The sequence below is a fragment of the Streptomyces sp. 13-12-16 genome, assembly GCF_002114215.1.
Classification (GTDB): Bacteria; Actinomycetota; Actinomycetes; order Streptomycetales; family Streptomycetaceae; genus Streptomyces.
This window is the reverse complement of the sequence record NZ_NCTE01000474.1, coordinates 1-2,181: the sequence shown is the minus strand read 5'-3', so window position 1 is coordinate 2,181 and position 2,181 is coordinate 1. Positions and strand designations below refer to the sequence as shown.

Here is a 2,181-nt window from a genome sequence, read left to right as displayed (position 1 = left end):
CGGAGCCGGGCACGGCGTCCGGGCGGCAGCGCCGGCAGGCGCGGAACCCGGAGCCCTGCGCGGCGGCGGCGGTCGCGAAGAACCGCACGTTGTGCCGCTTCGGGGTGACGGCGGGGCAGCTCGGCCGGCAGTAGATGCCGGTCGTCTCCACGGCGAAGAAGAACGCGCCGTCGAACCGGGCGTCCCGGCTGCGCACCGCCTCGTACCTGCTGTCCTCGTCCTTCATACCGTCCAGTCTCCGCCGGCCGGGGAGCCCCGGCTGGCGGAAATCGGACATGGAGGTGTGCTACCGCAGGCGGCCCCGCTTGGCCTCCATCGCCGCCTTGCCGATGGCGCCCTTGCGCTTCCAGTCCTTGCGGAGCTCCGCGCGGAGCCTGGCGTCGGTCTTGGCGACGATGTACTGGTTCTCCCGGAGCAGCTTGCGGTAGCTCTCCAGGCGGCGCTGCGGCAGGTCACCGGTCTCGATGGCGTCGAGGACGGCACAGCCCGGTTCGCTCTCGTGGGCGCAGTCCTGGAACCGGCAGCGCTCGGCGAGCTCCTCGATCTCGGCGAACACCTGGCCGACGCCGGTGGAGGCGTCCCACAGGCCGACGCCCCTGAGGCCCGGTGTGTCGATGAGGACTCCCCCGCCGGGCAGCGCCAGCAGGTTGCGGGTGGTCGTGGTGTGGCGGCCCTTGCCGTCGACGTCCCGGATGGCCCGGACGTCCATCACGTCCTCGCCGAGGAGCGCGTTGGCCAGGGTGGACTTGCCGGCGCCGGACTGCCCGAGCAGCACCGACGTGCCGCCGGCGACGATCGCGGTGAGGACGTCGAGTCCGTCCCCGTCCCGCGCGCTGACGGTGAGCACCGGCACGCCCGGCGCGCTGGTCTCCACGTCCTGGACGAGGTGCGCCCGGGTCACCGCGTCCGGCACCAGGTCGGCCTTGGTGAGGACGACCACCGGCTGCGCCCCGGACTCCCAGGCGAGCGCGAGGAAGCGTTCGATCCGGGCCAGGTCGAGTTCGGCGGCGAGGGAGACGGCGACGACGGCGTGGTCGACGTTGGCGGCGAGGATCTGCCCCTCGGACCGCTTGGAGGAGGTGGAGCGCACGAAGGCGGTGCGGCGGGGCAGGTACGCGCGGACGTAGCGGGGGTTCCCGCCGGGTTCGACGGCGACCCAGTCGCCCGTGCAGACGACCCGCAGGGGGTCGTGCGGGGTGACGAAGGCGGTGTCGGCGCGCAGGGTGCCGCCGGCGGTGACGACGTCGCACTGGCCGCGGTCGACCCGGATCACGCGGCCGGGCAGCAGCCCTTCCGCGTCGTAGGGGGCGAACGCGTCCGCCCAGGCGTCGTCCCAGCCGTAGGGGGCGAGCGCGGAGGAGGTGGAGGTGGAGCTGGAGCTCAAGGGGGTGACCCTTCAGGTGGGTGGCCCCGGCCGCCGCGCGTACGCGGACAGGAAAGGGTGAGGTCAGCCGGTGGCCACGGAGGTGGACGTGATGGATTCCTGAATGCGGGCAGCGCCCAGCGCAATGACAGCCATCGGTCGACACCTCCTCACTCCACGAACGGTCCGGTACGGCGGCGCACGGCCACCGTGTGATCCGCGGTCACAGTAGCCCGCCGCCTCCCGGGCCCGTCAACTCGTTTTTCCGGGCTCCCTCGTCCTGTTCTTCCGGACTCCCGCGTCACACGGTCGCGCAGGTGCGGCCGTTGAGCGTGAAGCCGGACGGCGGGTGGTTCGTGCCGTCGTGGGACGCGAGGAAGCCGAAGGCGAGTCTCCCGCCGGCGGCGACCGACTTGTTGTAGTCGGCGGCGGTGGCGGTGACCCGGGAGCCGTCCTGGTCGGGCGAGGCGTCCCACATCCGGGTGATCCGCTGGCCGTCGGGGAGGGCGAAGCCGACGCGCCAGGAGTCGAGGGGCTCCCGCGTGGTGACGGTGACGGTGGCCTGGAAGCCGTCGGGCCACTGGTTGACCAGGTCGTAGTCGACGTGGCAGGCGGCCGGCTCGCCGCGGGCGGTGGTCCCGGGCGCGGCGGTGGCGGAGGAGGTGCCCTGTGGTTCGGGGTCGGGGTTCTCCCGGTCCGGGGTGCGCTCGGGGGTGTGCCCGGGGGACGGCTTCGCGGACGGGGGCGGGGACGGGGTGTCCGGGGAGGCCGTGGGGGCGGAGGGCAGGGAGGGGCCGGGGTCCGCCACCGGCTGCCGG

At 73.9% G+C, this 2,181-nt stretch carries 3 protein-coding genes; all 3 read right to left on the bottom strand.

Annotation, left to right across the window (positions count from 1 at the left end; genetic code table 11):
- Positions 1 to 277: Ada metal-binding domain-containing protein (locus tag B7767_RS18900; protein WP_306297970.1), on the bottom strand; the 277-nt coding region annotated here is incomplete at its 3' end.
- 9 nt (positions 278 to 286) lie between these two features.
- A complete protein-coding gene (rsgA, locus tag B7767_RS18895) occupies positions 287 to 1,384 on the bottom strand; it encodes a ribosome small subunit-dependent GTPase A (protein WP_085573211.1) in 1,098 nt (365 codons plus the stop codon).
- Between the two features lie 280 nt (positions 1,385 to 1,664).
- Positions 1,665 to 2,181 (bottom strand): cellulose-binding domain-containing protein (locus B7767_RS18890; protein WP_179167197.1); only part of this gene is annotated, 517 nt, incomplete at its 5' end.